Source organism: Faecalibacterium sp. 9 (assembly GCF_048320955.1).
Classification (GTDB): Bacteria; Bacillota; Clostridia; order Oscillospirales; family Ruminococcaceae; genus Faecalibacterium; species Faecalibacterium wellingii.
On sequence record NZ_JBLWGB010000001.1, the window covers coordinates 1,706,579 to 1,727,766 of the forward strand.

The window sequence follows — 21,188 nt, forward strand, 5'->3', positions numbered from 1 at the left end:
AGTATAAAAGTAAGGAGTGGTTGATTTTATGATGAAAGTCAAGCCCGTAAAGCTCGGCAAAACCGAGCGCATGAGCTTCTCCCACATCGACGAAGTCATCAGTATGCCGAACCTGATCGAGGTTCAGAAGAACTCTTATCAGTGGTTCCTGGACGAGGGCCTGAAAGAGGTCTTCCACGATATCGGCACCATTGAGGACTACACCGGCAATCTGGCACTGAGCTTTGTGGACTTCCGTCTGGATAAGGAGCCGAAGTACAGCATCAAGGAGTGCAAGGAGCGCGACGTGACCTATGCAGCACCCCTGCGCGTCACCGCCCGTCTGCTGAACAAGGAAACCGGTGAAGTGAAGGATCAGGAGATCTTCATGGGCGATTTCCCGCTGATGACCGATGCCGGCACCTTTGTGATCAACGGTGCAGAGCGTGCTATCGTCAGCCAGCTGGTCCGCTCTCCCGGCGTGTTCTACGGCGATGCCAAGGATAAGGTGGGCAACGACCTGTACAGCGCAACCATGAACCCCAACCGCGGTGCATGGCTGGAGTACGAGACCGATGCTTCCGATGTGTTCTATGTCCGTATCGATAAGAACCGCAAGCTGCCGGTCACGGTGCTGTGCCGTGCACTGGGCCTGTCCACCAATGAGGACATCCTGAACTTCTTTGGCGACGATGAGCGCATCCTCGCTACTCTGGAAAAGGATACCACCAAGAATCAGGAAGAGGGCCTGCTGGAAGTCTATCGCAAGCTGCGCCCCGGCGAGCCTCCCACGGTGGAGTCCGCTACCAGCCAGATCAACATGCTGTTCTTCGATCCGCGCCGCTACGACCTGTCTCGTTTCGGCCGTTATAAGATGAACAAGAAGCTGTCTCTGGCCCGCCGCATCACCGGTCAGGTGGCTGCTGAGAATGTGGTTGCTCCGCTCACCGGCGAGATCCTGATCGAGGCCGGTGCCAAGATCACCCGCGAGCTGGCCGAGAAGGCTGACAACGCCGGTGTGAATCTGGTCGAGCTGAAGCTCGACGATCCCATGAAGGAAGAGAGCCGGAAGATCAAGGTCATCACCAACGGCTGTGTGGATGCACAGGGCTTCTTCTCCTTTGACGTGAAGGAGTGCGGCATCAACGAGCGCTGCTCCTTCGACGAGATCAAGAAGATCCTGGACACCACCTCTGATGTGGAAGAGCAGAAGGAGATGCTGCGCCGCAACCACGACCAGCTGATCGGCCGCACCGTTACGGTCGCCGATATTCTGGCTTCCATCAACTACCTGAACGGTCTGGGCCACAACATTGGCACCACCGATGATATCGACCATCTGGGCAACCGCCGCATCCGCAGCGTGGGTGAGCTGCTGCAGAACCAGTTCCGCATCGGCTTCTCCCGCATGGAGCGTGTCATCCGTGAGCGCATGACCCTGCAGAGTCAGGATCAGAGCGTGATCACTCCGCAGGCCCTCATCAACATCCGTCCGGTGGTGGCAGCCATCAAGGAGTTCTTCGGTTCTTCTCCGCTGTCCCAGTTCATGGATCAGAACAACCCGCTGGCTGAGCTGACCCACAAGCGCCGTCTGTCTGCTCTGGGCCCCGGCGGTCTGAGCCGTGACCGCGCAGGTTTCGAGGTCCGCGACGTTCACTACAGCCACTACGGCCGTATGTGCCCCATCGAGACCCCTGAAGGCCCCAACATCGGTCTGATCTCCTATCTGGCATCCTACGCAAAGATCAACGAGTATGGCTTTGTGGAAGCTCCGTACCGCAAGGTCAAAAAGACCTACGACGAGAACGGCCGCCTGCTTGAGCAGGTCGTCACCGACGAAGTGGAGTATATGACCGCTGACGTTGAGGACGAGTACGTTGTGGCACAGGCCAACGAGCCGCTGGATGAGGGCAAGCACTTCGTGCGTCCCCGCGTTTCTGCCCGCCGCCGCGATGAGATCCTGGAAATCGACGCAGAAAAGGTCGATTACATGGACGTTTCTCCGCGAATGATGGTCTCTGTTGCTACCGCATGCATCCCCTTCCTGGAGAACGATGACTGTAACCGTGCTCTGATGGGCTCCAACATGCAGCGTCAGGCAGTGCCTCTGATGGTCACGCAGCAGCCCATCGTTGCTACCGGTATGGAATACAAGGCAGCTACCGACTCCGGCACCGCTGTTCTGGCAAAGAATGACGGTATCGTTGAGAAGATGGATGCCGACCACGTTGTTGTGCGCAACAACAAGGGCGAGCTGGAGGACTATCCTCTGATCAAGTTCGCACGCTCCAATGCAGGCACCTGCATCAATCAGCGTCCCATCGTCGAGGTCGGCGAGAGCGTCAAGGCCGGTCAGGTGCTGGCCGACGGCCCTGCAATGCGCAACGGCGAGATCTCTCTGGGCAAGAACGCCCTGATCGGCTTCATGACCTGGGAAGGCTACAACTACGAGGACGCCGTTCTGCTGAACGAGAAGATCGTGCGCGAGGACGTGTACACCTCCATTCATATTGAAGAGTACGAGACCGAGAGCCGCGACACCAAGCTGGGACCCGAGGAGATCACCCGTGATATCCCCAACGTCTCTGAGGATGCGCTGAAGGATCTGGACGAGCGCGGTATCATCCGCATCGGTGCCGAGGTCAAGAGCGGCGACATTCTGGTTGGTAAGGTCACCCCGAAGGGCGAGACCGAGCTGACCGCTGAGGAGCGCCTGCTGCGCGCCATCTTCGGCGAGAAGGCCCGCGAAGTGCGCGATACCTCTCTGCGTGTGCCCCACGGCGCATACGGCATCATCGTGGACGTCAAGGTGTTCACCCCGGAGAACAGCGACGAGCTGCAGCCCGGCGTGCGCGAGGTCGTCCGCTGCTATATCGCCCAGAAGCGCAAGATCAGCGTCGGCGATAAGATGGCAGGCCGTCACGGCAACAAGGGTGTCGTTTCCCGTATTCTGCCGCAGGAGGACATGCCCTACCTGCCCGATGGCACCCCGCTGGACATCGTGCTGAACCCCCTGGGCGTGCCTTCCCGTATGAACATCGGTCAGGTGCTGGAAGTCAACCTGGGCTACGCTGCCAAGGCATGCGGCATCAAGGTCATGACTCCCGTCTTCGATTCCGCCCGTGAGAACGACATCGGCGATACCTTTGATACCGCCCGCGAGATGTGGCACGGTGAGAATGCTCCTGCATATCCCACCAAGCTCCCCAAGATCATGGGCGAGAAGGGCCACATCATCGACTTCTCCAAGATCGAGCTGGACCGCGATGGCAAGACCACCGTTTACGACGGCCGCACCGGTGAGAAGTTCGATAACCGCGTTACCGTCGGTTATATGTACTACCTGAAGCTGCATCACCTGGTCGATGATAAGATCCATGCACGTTCCACCGGCCCCTACTCTCTGGTCACTCAGCAGCCTCTGGGCGGCAAGGCCCAGTTCGGCGGCCAGCGCTTCGGCGAGATGGAAGTCTGGGCACTGGAAGCTTACGGCGCTGCATACACCCTGCAGGAGATCCTGACCGTCAAGTCCGACGATGTGGAGGGCCGTGTCAAGACCTACGAGGCTATTGTCAAGGGCGAGCCCATCCCGCAGCCCGGCATCCCCGAGTCCTTCCGTGTTATGCTCAAGGAACTGCAGTCTCTGGGTATGGATGTTGTCGTGCAGGATAAGGAAGGCAACGAGATCGACATGCGCCAGAACTTCGACGACGAAGAGACCGGTTTTGACATGCGCGATGTGGCCGGCACTGAGAACGTCGTGCAGGAGAGCGAACTGCTCAACGATTACAATATTAAGGACGCCGATGCTGGCTTCGATGATCCTTCCGTGCTGGAGGACGATAACTCTGGCAGCGAGGCTCCCGCTTCTTCCGACGAAGTAGATTTCTGATCAGAACAAAAACACAGGTCTGCTGCCCCTGACCGCGTGCTGCGGCAGGGGAGAGGCTTGTGCTCTGAATAAGAAAGCCGCCTGTATCATCGAGACAACAAGAGATTAAGGAAGGGTTCGTTTCATGGAAAACAACGTTTTCGATTCGATCAAGATCGGCCTTGCCTCCCCGGAGCAGATCCGCAACTGGAGCTACGGCGAGGTCAAAAAGCCTGAAACCATCAACTACCGTACCCTGAAGCCGGAGCGCGACGGCCTGTACTGCGAGCGCATTTTTGGACCTACCAAGGACTGGGAGTGCCACTGCGGCAAGTATAAGCGCATCCGCTACAAGGGCAAGATCTGCGACCGCTGCGGCGTTGAGGTCACCAAGGCCAAGGTCCGCCGTGAGCGCATGGGCCACATCGAGCTGGCTGCTCCCGTGAGCCATATCTGGTACTTCAAGGGCATCCCCAGCCGTATCGGTCTGATGCTGGACATCAGCCCCCGCCTGCTGGAGAAGGTCCTGTACTTTGCAAGCTATATCGTCACCGATCCGGGCGCTACCCGTCTGGAAAAGAAGCAGCTGCTCACCGAGAGCGAGTACCGCGAAATGCGCGACCACTACGGTGATGAGTTCGAGGCTGCTATGGGCGCCGAGGCTATTCAGGATCTGCTGAAGGAGATCGATCTGGATCAGCTGAGCGCAGAGCTGACCGCTGAGGTGGAAAAGTCCTCCGGTCAGAAGCGCGTGCGCATCCTCAAGCGTCTGGAGGTCGTGGAGGCATTCCGCATTTCCGGCAACCGTCCCGAGTGGATGGTCATGGATGTGCTGCCTGTTCTGCCGCCTGACCTGCGCCCCATGGTCCAGCTGGATGGCGGCCGCTTCGCCACCTCCGACCTGAATGACCTGTACCGCCGCGTCATCAACCGCAACAACCGTCTGCGCCGTCTGCTGGAGCTGGGTGCTCCCGACATCATCGTGCGCAACGAGAAGCGCATGCTGCAGGAAGCAGTGGACAGCCTGATCGACAACGGCCGCCGCGGCCGTCCCGTCACCGGCCCCAACAACCGTGCTCTGAAGAGCCTGTCCGACCTGCTGAAGGGCAAGCAGGGCCGCTTCCGTCAGAACCTGTTGGGCAAGCGTGTTGACTACTCCGGCCGTTCCGTTATCGTCGTCGGCCCTGAGCTGAAGATGGATCAGTGCGGTCTGCCCAAGGAGATGGCTCTGGAGCTGTTCAAGCCCTTTGTCATGAAGGATCTGGTGGAGAAGGGCATCGCCAACAACATCAAGTCCGCCCGCAAGATGGTGGAGCGCGCAAAGCCTGAGGTCTGGGACAGCCTGGAGACTGTGATCAAGGGTCATCCCGTTCTGCTGAACCGTGCACCTACCCTGCACCGTCTGGGCATTCAGGCCTTCAACCCGGTGCTGGTGGAGGGCCGTGCCATCAAGCTGCACCCGCTGGCATGTACCGCATTCAACGCCGACTTCGACGGTGACCAGATGGCAGTGCATCTGCCTCTGGGCGAGGATGCCTGCCGTGAGGCCAAGATGCTGATGCTGGCTTCCGGCAACCTGCTGAAGCCCTCTGACGGCGCACCTGTTACCGTGCCTACGCAGGATATGATCCTGGGCAGCTACTACCTGACCACCGTTCGTGAAAACGATGAGGGCGCAGGCAAGGTGTTCCGCGATGAGAATGAGGCTCTGATGGCTTATGCAGAGCACATCGTCACCCTGCACGCACCCATCAAGGTGCGCCGCACCATGGTGATCGATGGCGTGGAGCGCACCGGTCTGGTGGATGCTACCGTCGGCCGCATCATCTTCAACAACCCGGTTCCTCAGAATCTGGGCTATATCGACCGTACTGATCCCGAGCACTGGCTGGAGTACGAGGTCAGCTTCCGTGTGACCAAGAAGACTCTGCCCGACATCATTTCCCGCTGCATGACCCGCAACGGCACCCGCAAGTGTGCAAAGATGCTGGACGCCATCAAGGCGCAGGGCTACAAGTACTCCACTCTGTCTGCAATCTCCGTCGCTGTGTGCGACGCTGTGATCCCGCCGCAGAAGCAGGAGCTGATCGCCGAGGCTGATCAGCAGATCGCCAAGGTCGGCAAGCTGTTCAACCGCGGCCTGATCTCCGACAACGAGCGTTACAACCAGACCATCTCCATCTGGCAGGCTACCACTGATAAGGTCTCCAAGGCTCTGGCAGACAACCTGCCCAAGGACAACGAGATCTATATGATGGCAGACTCCGGTGCTCGTGGTTCTATGAACCAGATCAAGCAGCTGGCCGGCATGCGCGGCCTGCTGGCAAACACCGCCGGCCACACCATCGAGATGCCCATTCGTGCCAACTACCGTGAAGGTCTGAATATTCTGGAATATTTCGTTTCTGCCCGTGGTGCCCGTAAGGGTCTGGCAGATACCGCTCTGCGTACCGCTGACTCCGGCTACCTGACCCGCCGCATGGTCGATGTCTCTCAGGATGTCATCGTCCGCGAGATCGACTGCGGCACCACCGACGGCCTGTGGGTCTCCGAGATCCACGAGGGCAAGGAGAAGATCGAGAGCTTCCGTGAGCGTCTGATCGGCCGCTTTGCTGTGGGCGATGTGGTCAATCCCGTCACCGGCAAGGTGATCGTGCCGGAAGGCAAGATGATCGACCTGTACGACGCAAACGAGATCGAGGCAGCCGGCATCACCAAGCTGAAGATCCGCAGCCTGCTGACCTGCCGTGCAAAGACCGGTGTCTGCGCACGCTGCTATGGTTCCGATATGGCAAACGGTGAGCCGGTCCGTCTGGGTGAGTCTGTCGGTGTTATCGCCGCAGAGTCCATCGGTGAGCCCGGTACCCAGCTGACCATGCGTACCTTCCATACCGGCGGTATCGCATCTGCTGAAGATATCACACAGGGTCTTCCCCGTGTCGAGGAGCTGTTCGAGAGCCGTCGTCCCAAGAGCATGGCCATCATGAGCGAGATCTCCGGTGTTGTTTCTCAGGATGATACCAAGAAGAATGTCGTCATCAAGGTGACCGGCAAGGACGAGACCGGTGCTGAGGTCGTGAAGAGCTACTCCATCCCGTTCACCCAGCATTCCCGCGTGATGCCGGGCGACCGTGTGGAAAAGGGCGACATCATCACCCGTGAAGGTGTTCTGTATCCGCAGGATATTCTGGCGATCAAGGGTCTGGAGGATGTCCAGAACTACCTGATCAACGAGGTCCAGAAGGTTTACCGTCTGCAGGGCGTGGAAATCAACGATAAGCATATCGAGGTCATCGTCCGTCAGATGTGCCGCAAGGTGCGTGTGACCGATTCCGGTTCTTCCAACCTGATCGGCGGTGCTCTGGCAAGCCGTCTGGAAGTGGAGAACATCAACGCCGATCTGCAGCAGCGCATCGATGCTGGTGAAGAGGGCCTGAAGCTGGTCGAGTATCAGCAGGTGCTGCTGGGCATCACCAAGGCTGCTCTGGCCAACGACTCCTTCCTGTCTGCCGCATCCTTCCAGGAGACCACCCGCGTGCTGACGGAAGCCGCCATCAAGGGCAAGGTCGATCCGCTGGCCGGCCTGAAGGAGAACGTCATTATCGGTAAGCTGATCCCCGCAGGTACCGGTCTGCCGGAAGTCCGTGAGGATTTGAAGAATCGTGAGGCTGAGCGCGACGCTGAGGTCGCTGCCGAACAGGCAGCTGCTGCACAGTAAGCAAAGCTCCTTCCTGAAAGTATAAAGCACAGACCGTTCTGTGGGCAACCGCCGGCAGAACGGTCTTTTGTATGTCCAAAACACAGAAGCAGGGGAGAAAATAACAGCGTTTTGCCTCGAAAAAACACGAAAAGAAAAAAACTGGAATAAACGAAAAAAACTTTGCAAAAACTGTTGACATCCGCCTGTAAAGCGAGTATTATATAACTGTTGCGCGTCCCTCATGGGGATAGTGCGGCAAAAAAGTCGGAAAAAGTCCGATGCTCATCATTAAGAAAGGAGAAACAAAATGCCTACTTTTAACCAGCTTGTACGCAAAGGCCGTGAGGTTCTGACTACCAAGAGCACCGCTCCCGCCCTGCAGAAGACCTACAACTCTCAGAAGAAGCAGTATTCTGATCTGAGCAGCCCCCAGAAGCGTGGCGTGTGCACCGCTGTTCGTACCATGACCCCCAAGAAGCCTAACTCTGCTCTGCGTAAGGTTGCTCGTGTCCGCCTCACGAATGGTATCGAGGTCACCTCTTACATTCCCGGTATCGGCCATAACCTGCAGGAGCACTCCGTCGTGCTGATCCGTGGCGGTCGTGTTAAGGACCTGCCCGGTGTGCGTTACCACATCATCCGTGGTACCCTGGATACTCAGGGTGTGGCAGGCCGTAATCAGGCCCGCTCCAAGTACGGCGCAAAGCGTCCTAAGGCCGGTGCTGCAAAGAAGTAATTGAGGACAACCGCCATAAACGGCTTTCCATTATATAAATAACAAGTCCGCTGATAAAGCGGAGGGCAACAGTTTATGTAAAGGTCAGCTCTTTGTGACACAACGGGAGTTTTATTACTTTCGAGTACCGATGATATCATTCTGTGAAGGAGGGAAGAAAGATGCCTAGAAGAGGTAACATTGCTAAGCGCGATGTCTTAGCTGATCCTATTTACAATTCCAAGATGGTCACTCGTCTGGTCAACAGCGTTATGCTGGATGGCAAGAAGGGCGTCGCTCAGAAGATCGTTTACGAGGCTTTCTCCATGATTCAGGAGAAGACCGGCAACGATCCGCTGGAGACTTTCGAGAAGGCGATGGAGAACATCATGCCCAGCCTCGAGTGCAAGACCCGCCGCGTTGGCGGTGCTAACTACCAGGTTCCTCTGGAAGTCAGCCCGGCTCGCCGCGAGACTCTGGGTCTGCGCTGGCTGACTGCTTACAGCCGCAGCCGTGGTGAGAAGACCATGGCTCAGCGTCTGGCTGCTGAAATCATGGATGCTGCCAACAACACTGGTAACGCCGTGAAGAAGCGTGAGGACACTCACAAGATGGCAGAAGCCAACAAGGCTTTCGCTCATTTCCGTTATTGATCTGTTCTGTAGGAGGTTAATTTCATGGCTACACCCAGAGAAGTTTCTCTTCAGATGACGAGAAATATCGGCATTATGGCCCATATCGATGCTGGTAAGACTACGACTACCGAGCGTATTCTGTACTACACCGGCATCAATCATAAGATCGGCGAAGTTCATGATGGCGGCGCTACCATGGACTGGATGGTTCAGGAGCAGGAGCGTGGTATCACCATCACTTCCGCTGCTACCACCTGCTACTGGAGCCACTCTGAGACCCAGAAGGATCCGGTTGCATTCAAGAAGAACCGTCACCGCATCAACATCATCGACACTCCGGGCCACGTGGACTTCACTGTTGAGGTTCAGCGTTCCCTGCGCGTGCTGGACGGTTCTGTGACCGTTCTGGCTGCTAAGGGCGGTGTCGAGCCCCAGTCTGAGACCGTCTGGCGTCAGGCTGACGAGTACAAGGTCCCCCGCATGGTGTACGTCAACAAGATGGATACCATGGGTGCTGACTTCTTCCGCTGCATCAAGATGCTGCACGATCGTCTGCACGCAAACGGCGTGGCGATCCAGCTGCCCATCGGTCAGGAGGATACCTTCCGCGGTATCGTTGACCTGGTCGATATGAACGCTGAGGTCTACTACGACGATATGGGCAACGACATGCGCACTGAGCCCATCCCCGAGGATATGCGTGAGCAGGCCGAGGAGTACCACAACATTCTGGTCGAGGCTGTTGCCGAGAACGACGAAGAGTTGATGGAGAAGTACCTCGAGGGCGAGGAAATCACCCGTGCCGAGCTGAAGGCTGCGATCCGCAAGGAGACCATCGCCAACACTCTGGTGCCTGTGACCTGCGGCTCTTCCTATAAGAACCGCGGCGTGCAGAAGCTGCTGGACGCTATCGTTGACTATATGCCCGCACCTACCGATGTCGAGGACATCAAGGGTGTGAATCCTGAGACCGAAGAGCAGGAGACCCGTCCGTCTTCCGACGACGCACCCTTCGCAGCTCTGGCCTTCAAGATCGCTACCGACCCGTTCGTTGGTAAGCTGGCATACTTCCGTGTTTACTCCGGTAAGGTTGAGGCAGGTACCACTGTCTACAACTCCGTGAAGGACAGCAAGGAGCGTATGGGCCGCATCCTGCAGATGCATTCTAACCACCGCAAGGATATCGACTGCTGCTATGCAGGTGATATCGCTGCTGTTGTCGGTCTGAAGAACACCACCACCGGTGACACTCTGTGTGATGAGAATCATCCCATCATTCTGGAGTCCATGAAGTTCCCCGAGCCTGTTATCCGCGTTGCAATCGAGCCTAAGACCAAGGCCGGCAACGAGAAGATGGGCATCGCGCTGGCAAAGCTGGCCGAAGAGGATCCGACCTTCAAGACCTACACCGATGAAGAGACCGGTCAGACCATTATCGCTGGTATGGGTGAGCTGCATCTGGAGATCATCGTTGACCGTCTGCTGCGTGAGTTCAAGGTTGAAGCAAATGTGGGTGCACCCCAGGTTGCTTACCGTGAGACCATCCGTAAAGAGGCCAACCAGGAAACCAAGTACGCACGTCAGTCCGGTGGTAAGGGCCAGTACGGTCATGTTAAGATCAAGATCGAGCCCAACGAGCCCGGCAAGGGTTACGAGTTCGTCAACGCCATCGTTGGCGGTGCCATCCCGAAGGAATACATCCCGGCTATCGACAATGGTATCCAGGGTGCTATGAAGTCCGGTGTTCTGGCTGGTTATCCTGTCGTTGATGTCAAGGTCACCCTGTGGGATGGTTCTTATCATGAGGTCGACTCCTCTGAAATGGCCTTCTCCATTGCTGGTTCTATGGCATTCAAGGATGCTATGCGCAAGGCTGATCCGATCATCACCGAGCCCATCATGAAGGTTGCAGTTATCGTTCCCGATGAGTATCTGGGCGATGTTATCGGCGACCTGAATGCACGCCGTGGTCAGATCCAGGGCATGGAGGCTATGGCCGGTACTCAGCGTGTCAATGCATTTGTGCCTCTGGCTCAGATGTTCGGCTACGCTACCGACCTGCGTTCCAAGACTCAGGGTCGTGGCCAGTATGTCATGGAGCCGTCTCACTACGAGCCGGTGCCCAAGAACATTGCTGACCAGATCATTGCTGGCCGCACCAAGGGCTGATTCCTGAAAAATGGATAAAGATTTTGCCGGGGTAGTGTAACTCCGGCAAAATTTCCTGTAAAAGCACTTGATTTTACAGGACAAATTTAGTAGAATAGCCTTGCAATGCAATGTCTGCATCTTGCAGGGTTGTTGTAACCAAATATCAAAACCTAAATTAAGGGAGGATATTCCAATGGCTGAAAAGGCAAAGTTCGACCGTTCTAAGCCGCATGTGAACATCGGCACCATCGGTCACGTTGACCACGGCAAGACCACTCTGACCGCCGCTATCACCAAGTACCTGGCTCTGAAGGGCGACGCAGACTTCATGGACTATGCCAACATCGATAAGGCTCCTGAGGAGCGTGCTCGTGGTATCACGATCAACTCCGCTCACGTTGAGTATCAGACCGAGGCTCGTCACTATGCTCACGTTGACTGCCCGGGCCATGCTGACTACGTTAAGAACATGATCACTGGTGCTGCTCAGATGGACGGCGCTATTCTGGTCGTTGCTGCTACCGATGGTCCCATGCCCCAGACCCGTGAGCACATCCTGCTGGCTCGTCAGGTCGGCGTGCCCTATATCGTCGTGTTCATGAACAAGTGCGATATGGTCGACGACGAAGAGCTGCTGGATCTGGTCGAGATGGAGATCCGTGAGCTGCTGAGCGAGTACGACTTCCCGGGCGACGATACCCCGATCATTCGTGGTTCCGCTCTGAAGGCTCTGGAGTCTACCTCCACCGATCCCAATGCTCCCGAGTATGCTTGCATCAAGGAGCTGATGGACGCTGTTGACACCTATATCCCCAACCCCGATCGTGAGGAAGACAAGCCCTTCCTGATGCCCATCGAGGACGTCATGACCATTTCTGGCCGTGGTACCGTTGCAACCGGTCGTGTTGAGCGTGGTATTGCTAAGGTTGGCGATGCTATGGAAATCGTCGGCATCAAGCCCGATCGTCTGAGCACCACCATCACCGGTCTGGAGATGTTCCGTAAGTCTCTGGACTTCGCTGAGGCTGGCGATAACATCGGCGCTCTGCTGCGTGGTGTTGATCGTACCCAGATCGAGCGTGGTCAGGTTCTGGCTAAGCCCGGTTCCGTGCACCCCCACAAGACCTTCGAGTCTCAGGTGTACGTTCTGACCAAGGACGAAGGCGGCCGTCATACTCCGTTCTTCTCCAACTATCGTCCTCAGTTCTACTTCCGCACCACCGACGTGACCGGTATCATCACTCTGCCCGAAGGCACTGAGATGTGCATGCCCGGCGATAACGTCATGATGCACGTTGAGCTGCTGACCCCTGTTGCTATGGAAGAGGGCCTGCGTTTCGCTATCCGTGAGGGTGGCCGTACCGTTGGTTCTGGCGTTGTTGGCAAGATCATTGAGTGATTTTGACCCTTCGCGCCTTTCCTAAGGCTAAAGGTTAAACTTACGAGAGACCTTCCCATTCCGGAGAGTGGGAAGGTCTCTTTTTGTTTTAGATCCTCTGTCTGTAAGGGCAGGGGATTTTTTTTTGCGGCATGTCACAACTCTTTGTTTACAAAACAAGGTTGTTCTGGTATACTGAAAAAGGAAATGCTGGAAAAGTCCTATCGGCTGGTGCTGAGAGGATTCGGCAAAAAGAAGCAGCGAGAACTTCTGGAAGGTGTGAAGAGTAATGCCGTTTGATTATAAGAAAGAGTACAGGGAATTTTATCTTCCGCCGAAAAAACCGCATCTGATTACGATACCGCGTATGAATTTTGTGGCAGTGCACGGCAAGGGCGACCCGAATGCTCCGGGTGGAGCCTATCAGGAGGCAATGGGAGTGCTGTACGGCATTGCTTTCACCATCAAAATGAGCTATAAGGGCAGCCACAAGATGGACGGCTATTTTGAATATGTGGTTCCACCGTTGGAGGGTTTGTGGCATCAGAAGGGCGTGGATGGCGTTGACTATGCACATAAAGAAACATTTGAGTGGACATCCATGATCCGATTGCCAGAATTCGTGACGCCGGAAGCGTTTGATTGGGCCGTACAGGAAGCAACGGCAAAAAAGAAAAAGGATTTTTCCAAGGCGGAATTCCTGACCTATGACGAGGGACTTTGTATTCAGTGCCTGCATATCGGCCCTTATGATGAAGAACCGAAAACGCTGGCGCAGATGGATGCCTTTGCCGTAGAGCAGGGGTATAGGCTTGATTTTTCAGAGACACGCTTCCACCACGAAATTTATCTGAGCGATCCTCGCCGTGCTGCACCGGGGACACTGAAAACGGTGTTGCGGCATCCGGTGAAAAAATAAATACAGGAAAATTCACAAATGATGTCGCTTTTATTTGGCAGATGTGCTATACTAAAGTTATCTGTAGAAACACATTGAATGGATAAGGGAGGAGAGAATATCATGCAGCATGAAACTGTTATCGTGCTGGATTTTGGCGGCCAGTACAATCAGCTGATCGCGCGCCGTGTCCGCGAGAACAATGTCTACTGTGAGATCTATTCCTATAAAACCGATCTGTCGGTCATCAAGGCAAAGAACCCCAAGGGCATCATCTTCACCGGTGGCCCCAACAGCGTTTATCTGGAGGATTCTCCCACGATCGACCCGGAGATCTTTACATGGGGTGTGCCTGTGCTGGGCATCTGTTATGGCAGCCAGCTGATGATGCATCTGCTGGGCGGTCACGTTTGCCGTGCACCGGAGCGTGAGTACGGCAAGACGGAGGTGTTCGTGGACAATAACAGTAAAATGTTCACGGATGTACAGCCGTCCACCATCTGCTGGATGAGCCACAACGACTACATTGAGCAGGCGGCCCCGGGCTTTAAGATCACAGCCCACACGGTCAACTGCCCTGTAGCTGCGGCAGAGAACGAGGAAAAGGGCCTGTACGCAGTTCAGTTCCACCCGGAAGTGCTGCACACTGCGGAAGGCAAAAAGATGCTGCGCAACTTCGTGTACAACGTCTGCGGTTGCACCGGCGACTGGAAGATGGATTCCTTTGTGGAGAACAATGTCAAGGCCCTGCGTGAGCGCATCGGCGATGGCAAGGTGCTGTGCGCCCTGTCCGGCGGCGTGGATTCCTCCGTTCTGGCAGCTATGCTGGCTAAGGCCATCGGCAAACAGCTGACCTGTGTGTTCGTGGACCACGGTCTGCTGCGTAAGAACGAGAAGGAAGAGGTCTGCGCGGTCTTCGGCCCGGGCAATGCCAATGGCTTTGATATCAACTTTATCTGTGTAGATGCCCGCGAGCGCTATTTCAGCAAGCTGGCTGGCGTCACGGAGCCGGAACGCAAGCGTAAGATCATTGGTGAAGAGTTCATCCGTGTGTTTGAAGAGCAGGCCAAGAAGATCGGCAAGGTGGACTTCCTCGCACAGGGTACGATCTACCCTGACGTGGTCGAGAGCGGTCTGGGCGGCGAGTCTACCGTTATTAAGAGCCACCACAACGTAGGCGGTCTGCCCGACACCGTGGACTTCAAGGAGCTGGTGGAGCCGCTGCGCAACCTGTTCAAGGATGAAGTGCGTCAGGCCGGCCGTGAGCTGGGCCTGCCCGAATATCTGGTCAGCCGTCAGCCGTTCCCCGGCCCGGGTCTTGGCATCCGCATCATCGGTGAGGTGACCCCGGAGAAGGTGGCTATCGTGCAGGATGCCGATGCCATCTGGCGCGAAGAGATCGCAAAGGCTGGTCTGGATAAGGAAATCAGCCAGTACTATGCAGCCTTGACCAATATGCACAGTGTGGGCGTCATGGGCGACGAGCGCACCTATGATTACGCTGTGGCGCTGCGTGCTGTGACCACCACCGACTTTATGACGGCCGAGAGCTACAATATGCCTTGGGATGTTCTGGGCACTGTCACTAGCCGCATCGTCAATGAAGTCAAGCATGTGAACCGCGTGTTCTACGATTGCACCGGCAAACCGCCGGCAACGATCGAGCTCGAGTAATCTGCAAACCCTGAAAAGTATTGATGCAATGCAATATTTTGAGAGCCAAAAGACTCTGTGATACTGCTTTGATACTATCAGGCGATTATTCATAAAGAGAGACATGAGAATGCCCTCTGAGAAACGGTAAGTTTTTCAGAGGGCATTTTTGTGTCTTTTATTCTTTACGCCACTTTTTCTTCGGCTCGTACCGGCCGCAGCCGTCGGCAGTCTGAGGCCAGTTGAGCTTCCATTCCAGATACTCTTCCTTGGTGATCTCGCCCTCCCGGAGCTGCTTCTTGCGGAGCTGCCACTCCTTTAAGAACTCATCCAGCAGGCGATAGCGGAAGCTGACTGCCATGTGCTTTTCCGGGAAATCTGGGTCGGTGGTGTCTGTGACCTCGTAGAGCCGGGTGCCGGGGTAGTGCTCGTCCAGCTCGAACAGAGTGTACATCACATCCTCTGCGGCGTACAGGGTCGGCTCATAGAGGGAACGGTAGTTCACGTCCAGCACCTCCGCAATCTTGCGGAGCAACTCTTCCTTGGGTGTGCGGGTGTTGCTTTCGTATTGTGCGATACGGATGTCTGCGCTCTTCTCCTCAAACCCGATGGCAATGCCCAGTTCTTTCTGGGTCATACCTCGGAGGTTACGGGCACGTTTGATGCGGTCACCGACTGCCATGCGATTGCCTCCTGACTTAAACATATTTGTTGAACCCAGTATAGCACAGAAAAACAGGAGGTGCAATAGAAAATAAACAAAAAAGTTTAAGATTTTACCCAAAAGCCTCTTGACTTAACGAAATATGTTTAGTATAATGAGAATGCAAAAAGATAAGCAAAAATGCTTAGTAAAATTGAATGACCGCCAAACTGACCCAAACCGCCAAGACCTTCCGAAAGGAAGCGAGCGCTCCGTAAGGGGACGGCACAGCACCGCAAAGGGGATATGCCTGCCGGAAGTCAGCGAGGATGAAGCGGCACCGAAACGAAACCGACAAGGAAAGGACAAAAAATGGCAAATAGCATTTTTATCAAGGCAGACGAGCTGGCAAAGGAGCTGGACATCTCGCAGGGTCTGGCGTACAAGATGATTGCCCAGTGGAACGAGGAACTGAGGGCCAAGGGCTACACGACCGTGGGAGGCCGTGTAAGCAGGAGGTACTATCAGGAGAAGATCTACGGGGCAGGAGAGGAGTGATAAGATGCCAGCCTACAAAGACAGCAGGCAAGGCACATGGTACGCTTCCTTCTACTTCGAGAACTGGCAAGGTGTGAAGCAGAAGAAGCTGAAACGGGGGTTTGCCACCAAGAAGGACGCTCTGGCGTGGGAGCGGGAGTTCCTTCTTCAGCAGGCGGCAGACCTGACCATGACCTTTGAAGCCTTCGTGGAAATTTATATCACGGACAAGAAAAAGCGACTCCGGGAAAACACCTGGTCTGTCAAGGAGCATATCATCCGAACGAAAATCTTACCGTACTTCAAAGAAAAGCGGCTCAGCGAGATCAAGCCGCGGGATGTGATCGCATGGCAGAACGAGATGCTGAACTACCGGGACAAAAACGGCAAGGCCTACTCGCCGACCTACCTCAAGACGCTCCATGGACAGCTCAGTGCCATTCTGAACCACGCCGTCCGGTTCTACGGGCTGAAATCAAACGCAGCGGCCACAGCCGGGTGCATGGGGTCGGAAAAGCACAAGGAGATGCTCTTCTGGACAAAGGAGGAGTACCTCAAGTTCGCGGAAGCGATGATGGACAAGCCGCAGTCCTATTACGCTTTTGAGGTCCTCTACTGGTGTGGCATCCGGGAGGGCGAGCTGCTGGCTCTGACTCCGGCAGACTTCGACTTGGACAAGGGGCTGCTCTCCATCACCAAATCCTATCAAAGGCTGAAAGGCCGGGATGTGATCACCGACCCGAAAACACCCAAGAGCGTCCGGGTCATCCAGATGCCGCAGTTTCTGACGGACGAGATCAGGGACTATCTGAAATCCTTCTACAAAGTCCAGCCGGATCAGCGGATCTTTGAGGTGACCAAGAGCTACCTGCACCACGAGATGGACAGGGGAGCCAAGGAGGCCGGGGTGAAGCGGATACGAATCCACGACCTACGGCACTCCCATGTGTCGCTGCTGATTGAAATGGGCTTCTCGGCTTTGGCAATCGCTGACCGGGTAGGGCATGAGAGTGTGGACATCACCTATAAGTACGCCCACCTCTTCCCCTCAAAGCAGCAGGAGATGGCGCAGAAGCTGGACATGGAACGAAAGGAAGGATGAAGATGGAACGAGTGCTCGACCAGCAAGGCCGCTGGCGGAACAAGGTGGTAGCCTTCCGAATGTCCCCGGAAGAGGACGAGGTTCTGGAAGCCAAAGTAAAGCTCTCCGGGCTGACCAAACAGGAGTATATCATCCGCCGCTTGACCGACCGGGAAATCACCGTGGTAGGCAACCCAAGGGTCTACAAAGCCCTACGAGGCCAGATGGAGCTGATCTATCAGGAATTACAGCGGCTGGCCGTGGATGAAGAAGTCCCGCCGGACTTGCTGGAGACCTTGCAAATGGTAGCCCTGACGTTGAACGGACTTAAGGAGGAATGCGAATGACGGACAATAGAAAAACGACCGTACCGGGTGCATCTGTTGGCGCAGATGCGGTACAGTCGTCTGATAAAATTACCACCAATATTATAACAAATTCGGGCAAGCAAATCAATCTGCAAGCCGCGAAAAAGTCAAACAATTTCGGACTGAACACGGTATCAATGACCGAGCTGTACGACACGGTGTATCCACCCCGGAAGCCCATCGTGAACGACCTGCTGTACAGTGGCACCTACCTCTTTGTAGGAGCACCCAAGGTGGGCAAGTCCTTCTTCATGGGGCAGCTCGCCTACCATGTGGCGATGGGGCTTCCGTTGTGGGAGTACGAGGTGCATCAAGGCACCGTCCTCTATCTGGCGTTGGAGGATGATTACGCCCGGCTGCAGCGGCGGCTCTCCCGGATGTTCGGGGTAGAGGAGACCAGCAATCTCTACTTCGCAACGCAAGCTAAGTCCGTGAGCGAGGGACTTGACCAGCAGTTGGAAGGATTCATCCGGGAGCACCCGGATGTACGGCTCATCATCATCGACACCCTGCAGAAGGTGCGGGAGATCGGCGGTGACCGATACAGCTACGCCAGCGACTACGAGATCGTGACCAAACTGAAAACTTTCAGCGACAGGTACGGCATCTGCCTGCTGGTGGTTCATCACACCCGGAAGATGGAAGCCGAGGACAGCTTTGATATGATCTCCGGCACCAACGGTCTGTTGGGTGCAGCGGATGGCGCATTCATCATGCAGAAGAAGCGGCGCACGGACAACACCGCACTACTGGACATCGTGGGGCGTGACCAGCCGGATCAGGAGCTGACATTGGAGTTCAACCGAGAACGCTGTGTCTGGGAGTTCCAAGGAGCCGAAACGGAACTTTGGAAGCTGCCGCCCGACCCGCTTCTGGAAGCGGTGGCAAAGATGCTCACCCCGGAACAGCCAGAGTGGAGCGGTACGCCCACGGAGCTGCTGGAACGTCTGCCGGGTGTGAGCATACAGGCAAACATCCTGACCCGGAAGCTGAACGTGAGTGCCGACAGGCTCTACAACGATTATGGAATTCGGTACGAAAGCAAGCGCACCCATGAGGGCAGAGTGGTCAAATTAACGCTGGAAAATTCTGGGACGTGACGATTCGTGACGGTTGTGACGGTATTTTTGCTACTATGTAAAATACCGTCACAATCGACACAACCGACACGGGATGGTGATAATGATGAAAAATGTGCAGATTTCGCAGGAACTTTTCGTCGCCTTGCTGCATTATCATTTGAGCGGCGAAAATGAGTACGAAGAGGTCATTGAGCAGGGTCTGGAGCAAAAATTGGATGCGATGCTGCGGCATGAGCTGTATGCCCAGTACAAGACAGCACCCACCGAGGAACAGCGGGAGCAGGCTCGGCAGGAGTATCTGGACAGACGAGGCGTGCCAGAAAGCTTCCGCTGGTGAGTCCCTCTATTGGCAAAGTACAGGAGCGTGTCACGCTCCTGTGAATGCAATCACGCAGGAAGGTGGTGTTGGACCGGGCAGCGGCGAGGTACAGCGAAACCCCGTCCGCAGACGGAAGCCCCCGGCAGGGCGCAAAGGCATCTTTTGATGGACGGAACGTCTGTCAAAAGTGCTTTTGCGTTACTTTCGACGAAAGTAACAAAGCCTTTGCCGTGTCCGGCACCAGTTACTTCCACAGAGAAAGGACGTGCGATTGAAAAGAACCATTTCCGCAATGCGGGGTCCCGGCTCCCTCAACCATAACCGGAGAAGTTTCACCGCTGAAAACGTTGACCCGAAGCGCAGCAGCCTGAATGTCGTGTACCGGGATGAGCCGATTCAGAAGGTGTACCACGAACTGTTTGACGAGGCAGTGAAGCGTTACAATGCCAAGCAGAAGCGCAAGGACCGCTGTATCACCGACTACTATGAGCACCTGCGGACAGGCAAGCAGGAAAAGCTTTTCCATGAGCTGATCGTCCAGATCGGCAACAAAGATGATATGGGTGTCCTGACCGAGAATGGCGCACTGGCAAAGGAACTGCTGGACGAGTATATGCAGGGCTTCCAAGAGCGGAACCCGACACTGCGGGTGTTCGGGGCTTTCCTCCACATGGATGAAGCTACGCCCCATCTGCACATCGACTTCGTGCCGTATGTGTCCGGCTGGAAAGGCAAAGGACTGGACACCAAGGTGTCCCTGAAGCAGGCGCTGAAAGCCTTGGGCTTTGCAGGCGGTTCTAAACGGGAATCCGAGCTGAACCAGTGGATCAACGCCGAGAAAGAGCAGCTTGCCGCCGTGATGGAGCGGCACGGCATCGAGTGGGAACAGAAAGGCACCCACGAAGAGCACCTGTCTGTGCTGGACTTCAAAAAGCAGGAGCGTAGTAAAGAGGTAGCGGCTCTGGAAGCTGCCAAGCAGGAGTGCCAGACCGACCTGACCGAAATGCAGGAACAGCTGGAAACAGCGCAGACAGCCGTAGAAGCCGCTGAACAGCGGGTACAGAAAGCAGAGCTGACCTACCAGAAGCAGAGCCAGAAGCTGAACAAGCTGGCTCCCATTATGGAAGGTTTGGAAAACCTGTCAGCGCAATACTCCCAGCGGCCAGAAGAATGGGTGCCAGAAGCAGCCACATTTGAGACCGCCAAGAGCTATCGGGAGAAGAAGGCCATGCCGCTGATCCAGAAGTTGGTGAAGGTACTCTTTGCCCTCCATCGGAAGTACTGGGAGGTTAAGAACGAGAGGGATAAGTACCAGTATTTCTATCAGGACGAGAAGAAAGCTACCCGCCATTTGAGCCAGCAGCTGGAACAGGTAAAAGCTGAGAATTTGCAGCTCTATGCGATGAAACGTGATTTCAGGCGAGTATGGAACTATTTCGGTGCCGAAAAGATGCAGCAGGTCATTGGGTTTATGAGGGAGCAGGAGCAGACCACAGATAGGAGCCAGAAGAAGAGCAGACAGAACAGTGTAGAGCTGTAAGCATAGCAGACCCCCGCCAGCGGATGTTGGCGGGGGTCTGTACATATAAGTGATATTTTACTCAAAAAGTTCCGGGGCAATATCCGTCAGAGCAAATCCGGGAATGTCTTTCTCGTCTTTGTAGGTGCCATCTTCAGCCAGAAACTCGACCTTTGCAAAGTCCGCAACTGGAATCTCAGATTCACAGACATACCAGTTCAGGTAGTCATTAGCGGTTTGTTTGAGGGTTGAGGCAACGCTGCGGTCAGCGTTATACTTGTCGCAGAAAGTGCGCCAAGGCAGATATCGCCAGATTTTACCATTGGTCTTGATGGTAATGCGGCACATGATTTTGTCGTTGGACAGACCGGTGTTTTTTGCACCGGCATGGTCATTGGCAGTCAGCCAGACGACAGGATGATAGTTTTCATATTTGTCAACGGCTTTGATGCCAATTTCATGCCCATTGAAGTACAGCGGCTCCTGATGGAAAGTTGCACCATCGTACTTTAGGTTGGAAGGCGTCAGCACTAATTTCCCAGTGGCCGAAATCATCCGATATTTGATAAGGCTGGTGTAGTGATACAGGTTTTCAGGCAGCTTGGTCTTTTTCACTTTCATTTGTTTCCCTCCAAAATCGTAGATGCTTACTAATACGA

Annotated in this window: 16 protein-coding genes; 14 read left to right on the forward strand and 2 right to left on the reverse strand. The window is 55.3% G+C overall.

Translation table 11 applies throughout. From position 1 onward, the window contains the following. The first annotated feature begins 28 nt into the window (after window positions 1-28). The 8 genes from ACKXF9_RS08255 to guaA all read left to right on the forward strand — a co-directional run bounded on the left by ACKXF9_RS08255 (window position 29) and on the right by guaA (window position 15,001). On the forward strand, window positions 29-3,871 hold the full coding sequence (locus ACKXF9_RS08255; protein ID WP_249238528.1) for a DNA-directed RNA polymerase subunit beta: 3,843 nt from the start codon (window positions 29-31) through the stop codon (window positions 3,869-3,871). 124 nt (window positions 3,872-3,995) lie between these two features. Next, window positions 3,996-7,568 (forward strand): DNA-directed RNA polymerase subunit beta', encoded by a 3,573-nt coding sequence (gene rpoC / locus ACKXF9_RS08260; protein ID WP_348583669.1) that lies wholly within the window; start codon window positions 3,996-3,998, stop codon window positions 7,566-7,568. 289 nt (window positions 7,569-7,857) lie between these two features. Further along, entirely contained in the window at window positions 7,858-8,286 is a 429-nt protein-coding gene (gene rpsL, locus ACKXF9_RS08265) for a 30S ribosomal protein S12 (RefSeq protein WP_005926182.1), read from the forward strand. Window positions 8,287-8,447: 161 nt separating this feature from the next. After that, window positions 8,448-8,918 carry a 30S ribosomal protein S7 gene (rpsG, locus tag ACKXF9_RS08270; protein WP_005930552.1) on the forward strand — a complete coding sequence of 157 codons (471 nt, stop codon included), beginning with the start codon at window positions 8,448-8,450 and terminating at the stop codon, window positions 8,916-8,918. A gap of 24 nt (window positions 8,919-8,942) precedes the next feature. Continuing rightward, window positions 8,943-11,069 (forward strand): elongation factor G, encoded by a 2,127-nt coding sequence (gene fusA / locus ACKXF9_RS08275; protein WP_348583668.1) that lies wholly within the window; start codon window positions 8,943-8,945, stop codon window positions 11,067-11,069. A gap of 175 nt (window positions 11,070-11,244) precedes the next feature. After that, complete coding sequence (gene tuf / locus ACKXF9_RS08280) at window positions 11,245-12,450, forward strand: elongation factor Tu (protein ID WP_348583667.1); 1,206 nt, start codon at window positions 11,245-11,247, stop codon at window positions 12,448-12,450. Between the two features lie 268 nt (window positions 12,451-12,718). After that, complete coding sequence (locus ACKXF9_RS08285) at window positions 12,719-13,348, forward strand: GyrI-like domain-containing protein (RefSeq protein ID WP_339394708.1); 630 nt, start codon at window positions 12,719-12,721, stop codon at window positions 13,346-13,348. A gap of 102 nt (window positions 13,349-13,450) precedes the next feature. Beyond that, window positions 13,451-15,001 carry a glutamine-hydrolyzing GMP synthase gene (gene guaA, locus ACKXF9_RS08290; protein WP_249238532.1) on the forward strand — a complete coding sequence of 517 codons (1,551 nt, stop codon included), beginning with the start codon at window positions 13,451-13,453 and terminating at the stop codon, window positions 14,999-15,001. Between the two features lie 157 nt (window positions 15,002-15,158). Here the strand turns inward: guaA and ACKXF9_RS08295 are convergent, their stop codons facing one another. Continuing rightward, entirely contained in the window at window positions 15,159-15,662 is a 504-nt protein-coding gene (locus ACKXF9_RS08295) for a helix-turn-helix domain-containing protein (protein ID WP_097838603.1), read from the reverse strand. A 333-nt stretch (window positions 15,663-15,995) separates the two neighbouring features. On the opposite strand from ACKXF9_RS08295, the gene ACKXF9_RS08300 reads away from it, so the two are divergent. The 6 genes from ACKXF9_RS08300 to ACKXF9_RS08325 all read left to right on the forward strand — a co-directional run bounded on the left by ACKXF9_RS08300 (window position 15,996) and on the right by ACKXF9_RS08325 (window position 20,550). Further along, window positions 15,996-16,181 (forward strand): hypothetical protein, encoded by a 186-nt coding sequence (locus ACKXF9_RS08300; RefSeq protein WP_015538532.1) that lies wholly within the window; start codon window positions 15,996-15,998, stop codon window positions 16,179-16,181. Window positions 16,182-16,185: 4 nt separating this feature from the next. After that, window positions 16,186-17,262, forward strand: coding sequence for a site-specific integrase (locus tag ACKXF9_RS08305; protein WP_113621069.1), 1,077 nt, complete (start codon window positions 16,186-16,188; stop codon window positions 17,260-17,262). Further along, the gene (locus tag ACKXF9_RS08310; RefSeq protein WP_097770292.1) at window positions 17,259-17,588 is read left to right on the forward strand and encodes a plasmid mobilization protein; all 330 of its coding nucleotides are present in this window, start codon (window positions 17,259-17,261) and stop codon (window positions 17,586-17,588) included. The genes ACKXF9_RS08305 and ACKXF9_RS08310 overlap by 4 nt, the downstream gene beginning before the upstream one ends. Then, entirely contained in the window at window positions 17,585-18,709 is a 1,125-nt protein-coding gene (locus ACKXF9_RS08315; RefSeq protein ID WP_113621068.1) for an AAA family ATPase, read from the forward strand. Before ACKXF9_RS08310 ends, ACKXF9_RS08315 begins: the two co-directional genes overlap by 4 nt. 85 nt (window positions 18,710-18,794) lie before the next feature. Then, on the forward strand, window positions 18,795-19,028 hold the full coding sequence (locus tag ACKXF9_RS08320) for a complexin-2 (protein WP_097778380.1): 234 nt from the start codon (window positions 18,795-18,797) through the stop codon (window positions 19,026-19,028). 274 nt (window positions 19,029-19,302) lie between these two features. Then, window positions 19,303-20,550, forward strand: a complete 1,248-nt coding sequence (locus tag ACKXF9_RS08325) for a plasmid recombination protein (protein ID WP_154251625.1) — start codon at window positions 19,303-19,305, stop codon at window positions 20,548-20,550. Window positions 20,551-20,607: 57 nt separating this feature from the next. Here ACKXF9_RS08325 and ACKXF9_RS08330 read toward each other — a convergent pair whose 3' ends face one another. Beyond that, window positions 20,608-21,150, reverse strand: coding sequence for a hypothetical protein (locus ACKXF9_RS08330; protein ID WP_113621066.1), 543 nt, complete (start codon window positions 21,148-21,150; stop codon window positions 20,608-20,610). Window positions 21,151-21,188 lie beyond the last annotated feature (38 nt).

Coding starts and splice junctions, on each gene's coding strand:
- ACKXF9_RS08255 (WP_249238528.1), top strand. CDS start 29: ATGATGAAAGTCAAGCCCGTAAAGCTCGGCAAAACCGAGCGCATGAGC.
- rpoC (WP_348583669.1), top strand. CDS start 3,996: ATGGAAAACAACGTTTTCGATTCGATCAAGATCGGCCTTGCCTCCCCG.
- rpsL (WP_005926182.1), top strand. CDS start 7,858: ATGCCTACTTTTAACCAGCTTGTACGCAAAGGCCGTGAGGTTCTGACT.
- rpsG (WP_005930552.1), top strand. CDS start 8,448: ATGCCTAGAAGAGGTAACATTGCTAAGCGCGATGTCTTAGCTGATCCT.
- fusA (WP_348583668.1), top strand. CDS start 8,943: ATGGCTACACCCAGAGAAGTTTCTCTTCAGATGACGAGAAATATCGGC.
- tuf (WP_348583667.1), top strand. CDS start 11,245: ATGGCTGAAAAGGCAAAGTTCGACCGTTCTAAGCCGCATGTGAACATC.
- ACKXF9_RS08285 (WP_339394708.1), top strand. CDS start 12,719: ATGCCGTTTGATTATAAGAAAGAGTACAGGGAATTTTATCTTCCGCCG.
- guaA (WP_249238532.1), top strand. CDS start 13,451: ATGCAGCATGAAACTGTTATCGTGCTGGATTTTGGCGGCCAGTACAAT.
- ACKXF9_RS08295 (WP_097838603.1), bottom strand. CDS start 15,662: ATGGCAGTCGGTGACCGCATCAAACGTGCCCGTAACCTCCGAGGTATG.
- ACKXF9_RS08300 (WP_015538532.1), top strand. CDS start 15,996: ATGGCAAATAGCATTTTTATCAAGGCAGACGAGCTGGCAAAGGAGCTG.
- ACKXF9_RS08305 (WP_113621069.1), top strand. CDS start 16,186: ATGCCAGCCTACAAAGACAGCAGGCAAGGCACATGGTACGCTTCCTTC.
- ACKXF9_RS08310 (WP_097770292.1), top strand. CDS start 17,259: ATGAAGATGGAACGAGTGCTCGACCAGCAAGGCCGCTGGCGGAACAAG.
- ACKXF9_RS08315 (WP_113621068.1), top strand. CDS start 17,585: ATGACGGACAATAGAAAAACGACCGTACCGGGTGCATCTGTTGGCGCA.
- ACKXF9_RS08320 (WP_097778380.1), top strand. CDS start 18,795: ATGAAAAATGTGCAGATTTCGCAGGAACTTTTCGTCGCCTTGCTGCAT.
- ACKXF9_RS08325 (WP_154251625.1), top strand. CDS start 19,303: ATGCGGGGTCCCGGCTCCCTCAACCATAACCGGAGAAGTTTCACCGCT.
- ACKXF9_RS08330 (WP_113621066.1), bottom strand. CDS start 21,150: ATGAAAGTGAAAAAGACCAAGCTGCCTGAAAACCTGTATCACTACACC.